The sequence below is a fragment of the Kribbella sp. NPDC050241 genome (genome assembly GCF_044459685.1).
GTDB lineage: Bacteria > Actinomycetota > Actinomycetes > Propionibacteriales > Kribbellaceae > Kribbella.
In genome coordinates, this window is record NZ_JBITJE010000016.1 from 133,516 (window position 1) to 139,518 (window position 6,003).

The 6,003-nt window shown below is 70.7% G+C and carries 6 protein-coding genes; 5 read left to right on the forward strand and 1 reads right to left on the reverse strand.

What is annotated here, in order from left to right; translation table 11 throughout:
- Position 1: 1 nt before the first annotated feature.
- From ACIBG5_RS40655 to ACIBG5_RS40675, 5 genes are all read left to right on the forward strand, one after another.
- On the forward strand, positions 2–898 hold the full coding sequence (locus ACIBG5_RS40655) for an alpha/beta fold hydrolase (RefSeq protein ID WP_396397374.1): 897 nt from the start codon (positions 2–4) through the stop codon (positions 896–898).
- A 107-nt stretch (positions 899–1,005) separates the two neighbouring features.
- Positions 1,006–1,848, forward strand: a complete 843-nt coding sequence (locus ACIBG5_RS40660; protein ID WP_396397375.1) for an NAD(P)-dependent oxidoreductase — start codon at positions 1,006–1,008, stop codon at positions 1,846–1,848.
- 24 nt (positions 1,849–1,872) lie between these two features.
- Positions 1,873–3,357 (forward strand): 4-hydroxyphenylacetate 3-hydroxylase N-terminal domain-containing protein, encoded by a 1,485-nt coding sequence (locus ACIBG5_RS40665; RefSeq protein ID WP_396397377.1) that lies wholly within the window; start codon positions 1,873–1,875, stop codon positions 3,355–3,357.
- A gap of 25 nt (positions 3,358–3,382) precedes the next feature.
- Entirely contained in the window at positions 3,383–3,901 is a 519-nt protein-coding gene (locus ACIBG5_RS40670; RefSeq protein ID WP_396397379.1) for a flavin reductase family protein, read from the forward strand.
- A gap of 11 nt (positions 3,902–3,912) precedes the next feature.
- On the forward strand, positions 3,913–4,350 hold the full coding sequence (locus ACIBG5_RS40675; protein WP_396397381.1) for a nucleoside deaminase: 438 nt from the start codon (positions 3,913–3,915) through the stop codon (positions 4,348–4,350).
- 25 nt (positions 4,351–4,375) lie between these two features.
- Here ACIBG5_RS40675 and ACIBG5_RS40680 read toward each other — a convergent pair whose 3' ends face one another.
- Positions 4,376–5,692 (reverse strand): ABC1 kinase family protein, encoded by a 1,317-nt coding sequence (locus ACIBG5_RS40680; RefSeq protein ID WP_396397383.1) that lies wholly within the window; start codon positions 5,690–5,692, stop codon positions 4,376–4,378.
- Positions 5,693–6,003 lie beyond the last annotated feature (311 nt).

The window sequence follows — 6,003 nt, forward strand, 5'->3', positions numbered from 1 at the left end:
GATGATCGCGACGGCCGCGGACGGCACCGAGCTCCATGTCGAGGTCACCGGCACCGGGCCGACGATCCTGTTCCTGCACGAGTTCGCCGGCGACCATCGCAGCTGGGAGCCGCAGGTGCGGCACTTCTCCTCCAGATACCGATGCGTCACCTATGCCGCGCGGGGCTACCGGCCGTCCGGGGTGCCGCCCGACCGGAGTGCCTATTCACAGCAGATCGCGGTGATGGACGCGGTTGCTGTTCTCGACGCGGTCGGTGCGGACTGGGCGCATCTCGTCGGGCTGTCGATGGGCGGCTTCTGCGCCCTGCACCTCGGGATCCAGTTCCCCGAGCGCTGCGGGTCGCTGACCGTGGCCGGAGCCGGGTACGGCGCGGTCCCCGGGCAGGAGGGCGAGTTCCGGGCCGAGGCGGAGGCGGCCGCAGCCGGCTTCCGGACCGACCCGGAGTCCGCCGCGCAGCGTTATGCGCACGGTCCGACCCGGGTCCAGTACCGGGAGAAGGATCCGCGGGGCTGGCGGGAGTTCGCCGCGGGCCTGGAAAGCCACGACCGCGTCGGCCTCGCCAACACGCTGGCCGGGGTGCAGGCCCGTCGGCCGTCCCTGGCCGGCCTGGCCACGGAGCTGGCGGCCGTCAAGGTCCCGGTCCTGCTGGTGAGCGGCGACGAGGACGACGGCTGCCTGGAGGCGAACCTGATGCTGAAACGCACGATGACCTCGGCCGCCTGGGCGGTGCTGCCACGGACGGGGCACACCATCAATCTGGAGGAGCCGGCCGAGTTCAACCGGCTGGTCGCCGACTTCCTGCACGAGATCGGCGTCGGTAGCTGGCGCGGCCGGCATCCGGACTCGTGGGGCCGGGGCATTGTCGGCATGGTCGACGGGCACCCCGCCGTCCGGTGAGCACAATGTATGGAGAACATTCCCTTTACAATTGCTTGGCGCAATCATACGATGATCGCCACGGCCGGGCAGGTGCCGGTCGAGGCGGTCGAGCGGAGGGCTGACGAGTGACAGAGACAATCGGATTCATCGGACTCGGGGCGATGGGCCTGGGGATCGCGGCCAACCTGGTCAAGGGCGGTCACGAGGTGGTCGGGTTCGACACCTCGGCCGAACGCCGGGCCCTCGCGGCCGAGCGCGGGATCGCGCCGGCCCAGGATGCGGAGGAGGTGATCCGGAAGGCGACCTCCACTGTGTTCAGCGCGGTGCGCACCACCCAGCAGACGCTCGACCTGCTGCGCGGGCTGGAGCTGGACCGGCCGCTGACCATCGTGGTCCTCAGCACGCTGGACCCGGGCAGCATGCGCCGGCTCGCCGACGAGCTGGCCGAGCACCAGGTCGTCGCGCTGGACGCGACGATGACCGGCGGTGCCTGGGGAGCGGACGCGGGCACGCTGACCTTCATGGTGTCCTGCCCGGACGAGGTCTTCGCCCGGGTCAGGCCGCTGCTCGAGTTGGCCGGCGAGCAGATCTTCCACGTCGGCGACCACGTCGGTACGGCGCAGGCCACCAAGCTCGCCGTGCAACTTGCCTGGGGCGTCAACATGCTCGGTGCGCTGGAGGCGCTGCGGTTCGCCCAGCGGTACGGGGTCTCGGAGGATCAGCTGATGGCGATCCTTTCCAAAAGTGTCGGTGCCAGTTGGGCGTCGCAGAACTGGGAGCGGATCAAACCCTGGTGGCAGGTGCACGAGCCGGGTGGAGACCTGGAGATCATCCTCAAGGACCTGCGGTCGGCCCTTCGCGATGCCGACGAGAACGAAGCCTTCATGCCGATGACCGCGATGACGTTCCAGCTGCTGCGCCATGTCTGGGACGGATCAGACAGCGCTCAGCCGCCCGGCCCGGCCTGACCGAAACGACGACAGGAGCAGACGATGACGACGATGCGAACTGCCGCCGAGTACCGCGCATCCGTGGCCGACGGCCGGCGGGTCTGGTACCAGGGCCGCGTGCTCGAGGACCTCGCCGCCGAGCCGATCACCAAGGGCCTGGTCGACAGCTACGCCCGCTGGTACGACTGGCACAGCGATCCGGAGTGGAACGACACTCTGTGGGTGGACGGCCCCGAAGGACGACAGCCGCTGTCGTTCATCGCGCCGAAGGATGTCGGCACGCTGCGCAAGCTGGCGAACTCGATTCGCCTGGTGGCGCAGCAGGACGCCGGCACCCTCAGCCACACCCCTGGCTACGGTGCACTGATCATGCTGGGAGTGTCCGACGTCCTCGCCAGCTACGGTGAGTCCGGTGCCGCCGCGGCCGCGGAGAAGTACTACCGGTCGATGGCGGCCCACGGGCGGTTCGTGACCGGTGTCTACGCACCCGCGCAGACCGATCGGTTCCGGCCACCGGAGGAGCGGCTGGCGGTCCAGGTCGTGGAGGAACGCGACGACGGCATCGTGGTCGACGGCGCGCTCGCGATCGGGACCAGTCTGGCGTACTCCGACGAGGTGTTCAGCGCACCGATCCCGTATCCGGGGATGCCGGTCAGCCAGGCGGTCTGGTTCGCCTTCGGAGTGAACGCGCCGGGCGTCGAGATGGTGCTGCGCAAGCCGGCCAGCCTCGATCAGGACCCCTTCTCGTTCCCGATCAGCAGCAGGTTCGACGAGCACGAGTCGGCCCTCATCCTGCGCAAGGTGTTCGTTCCCTGGGACCGGGTGTTCGCCTACCGTGCTCCGGAGACCTGTCTGTACCTCACCCGCGCGATGGGGTGGCTGCTGCTCAGTCACCTGGCCCGCATGCTCGCGCGGTACGAGTTCTCGCTCGGCCTCGGTCTCACGGTCACCAGCTCGCTGAAGACCAGCAAGATCCCCGGGGTGACCGAGGTACTGACCGATCTGGCGATCCAGACGGAGACGCTTCGGACCGCTTTGTCGGCCTCGGTGGCCGACGCCACGCTGTCGCCGGCCGGCAACCTGCTGCCTGATCTGTCGCACCTGGCGGTCGGCACGCTGCAGGGCCTGTCCGGCGAGGCCACGGTGGCCAAGACGGTGCGTACGCTCGCCGGCCAAGGCGTGATGATGGCCCCGACCCAGCAGGACCTCGAGGCAGGTGACCTGCAGCCCTACATCGAGAAGCTGTTCGGCGGCGGTGAACTGTCGGCTCACGAGCGCTCGGCGCTGTTCCACCTCATCACCGACCACACGGCATCGGCGACGGAGGGCCGGGTCGCTGCCTTCAGCAGCCTGTCCACCGGCGGTGAGTTGCTCTGGCGGCGCCGGCTTCGCTGGGCGTTCAAGCAGGCCGGGCACGACAACGCCTGCGCCGACCTGGTGACGAAGGTACTGCGGGACAGTACCGGGGTGGATCTGGACATCCGGGCGGACTTCGCGGCCGAAGACCCGCGGATCCCGGGCTACTGAGGTGGGGAGCGGCAGCAGTACGACGATGGCTGTCCCCGCGGTCGATCGATTCTCGTTCCGCCGGGTCTGCGGCGCCTTCCCGACCGGCGTGACCGTGGTGACGTGCCGGGCTCCCGACGGGGAGATGCACGGGATGACCGCCAACTCGTTCCTGTCGGTCTCGCTCGATCCGTTGCTGATGCTGGTGTCGATCGCACGGCAGGCGACGATGTGCCAGGTGCTGGAGGCGTCCTCGTCGTTCGCCGTCAGCATCCTGGCGGAGGGACAGGCCGATATCTCCAACCACTTCGCCGGGCGCAGTCCCGGGTTGGCCGGGACGCCGCTGACGCCCGTGGCGGCGGCGCCCGGGGCCGAGGTGGTGACGGGCGCCGCGGCCTGGATGGTGCTCGACAGGTCCACCGTGATCGACGCGGGTGACCATCGGCTCTTCCTCGGTGCGCCCACCGTCATCGAGGCCTCGCTGAGCGCGCCGCTGGTCTTCCACAGCGGCCGCTACCACGAACTGCGCGAAGGCTTCGACGCGCATCTGCTCGCGTTTCTCTGAGGAGGACCTGGATGAACGACCGTCGAATCCCTGCCGGCAGCCAGCAGTTCATCGCCCTCGCGGTGAAGTTGGCGCTGGAGAACGTGGACCGCGGGCAGCGACCTTTCGGCGCGGTCGTGGTCCACGACGGCGAGGTGATCGGTGAGGGCGTGAACACCGTGCTGCGAGACGGTGATCCGACTGCCCATGCTGAGACCGAGGCCGTGCGCCAGGCTTGTCAGCGGATCGGCAGTAGAGATCTGAGCGGTGCCTACGTCGCCTCGTCGTGCCGGCCGTGCGACCTGTGCCAGGCGGTGGCCCGGCTGGCCCGGATCGATCTGGTGCTGTACGCCGGTCTGAGCCGTCGGGGGCCCGATCTCCCCGATCTCGCGGTCCTGTCCCTGCCTGATCCGTCGGCCCAGCGGCCCTTCGACCGCTTCGCGCTGCTGGAGCTTCCGATGCAGGACTGACCCGGACAGTGCCTAGTGGTGAGACTCAGTCCTCTTCGGCGAAGCCGGGCAGGAACTCGTCCAGCACCGAGCGAAACGGGGCTTTCGCCTCGAGCTGGGACAGGACGGCCATGCCGCCGATCCAGACCCGGTGGATGAGCAGGTACGACGGCGGCATGTTCAGCCGGAGGGCCAGCCCCGCGTTGGGCGACCGGAAGTCCCCGGTCCGGTTCGCCTGCGCGCGCATCCACGCCCGGCTGAACTGGAACGTCTCCTCCCGGGCCGGCTCCGCGAACGGCGCCAGGTAGTCCATCAGCTGGTCCGGGTCGATCTCCATCCGCGGCTTGATGAACCCCTCGGCCCGCAGCCCGTCCCGTACGGCGATCCCGTCGCCGTCGAGCGAGATCCGCAGCAGGCGCCCGATCGCCGGCGGCAGGCCGTCCGGCAGCCGCGCGCACAGCCCGAAGTCGACCACGCCGAGCCGTCCGTCCGGCATCACCCGGAAGTTCCCCGGATGCGGGTCGGAGTGCAGCAGGCCGGCGTACTTGGGGCCGCTGAACATGAACCGGACGTACTTCAGTCCGATCGCGTTGCGCTCCTTCTTGGTGCCGTCGCTGATGATCGACGACAGCGGCCGGCCCTCGAGCCACTCGGACACGATGACCGACGGGGAGTGCTTGATGACCCGGGGAACGACGAACTCGTCGTGGTCCTTGAACGCGTCGGCGTACTGCTGCTGGGCCTGGGCCTCGCGGTCGTAGTCCAGCTCCTCGCCGATCCGCTCCTGCAACTCGGTGACGAGCGGCTTCATGTCCAGGCCGGGGACCAGCGTGCCGAAGGTGCGGGCGAACCGGCCGAGCTGGCGCAGGTCCGCGCGCAGCGCCTCGGCGGCGCCCGGGTACTGCAGCTTGACCGCGACCTCGCGGCCGTCCTTCAGGATGCCGCGATGCACCTGGCCGATCGACGCGGCCGCCGCTGGCAGGTCGTCGAACTCCTCGAACCGGTCCCGCCAGCGCCTGCCCAGCTCGCGCGACAGGATCGTCTGCACGGTCGAGGCCGGCATCGGCGGGGCGGAGTCCTGCAGCTTGGTCAGGGTGGCCCGGTACGGCGCGGCCAGCTCCTCCGGCATCGCCGACTCCATCAGGCTCAGCATCTGCCCGAACTTCATCGCGCCGCCCTTGAGCTCACCCAGGACGGAGAACAACTGGTCGGCGGTCCGGCGCTGGAACTCGGCGTACACGGCCTCGGCCGGCGCACCGCCGATCCGCTTGCCGAGTCCGACCGTGGCCCGGCCGGCGGCACCGAGCGGCAGGCTGGCGAGCTTCGCGGTCCGGCTCAGCGCCTTGCGGGGGAGGTCCGACACGTACCCATTCTGTCGGGTCGCCCAAGCCGGGACGACGGAGGGGCGGGGGGGGGGGGGGGGGGGGGGGGGGGCCCCCCCCCCCCCCCCGGGGGGGGGGGGGGCGGGGCCCCCCCCCCCCCCCCCCCCGCGCCCCCGCCCGCCCCGGCCCCCCCCCCCCCGCGGGGCCCCCCCCCCCCCCCGGGGGGGGGGGGGGGGGGGGGGGGGGGGGGGGGGGGGGGGGGGGGCCCGCGGGGGCCCCCCCCCCCCCCGCCCCTACGACTTGGTGCGTCAGGCCTTGCCGAGGATCCGGTTCAGGTTCGTACCGCACTCGG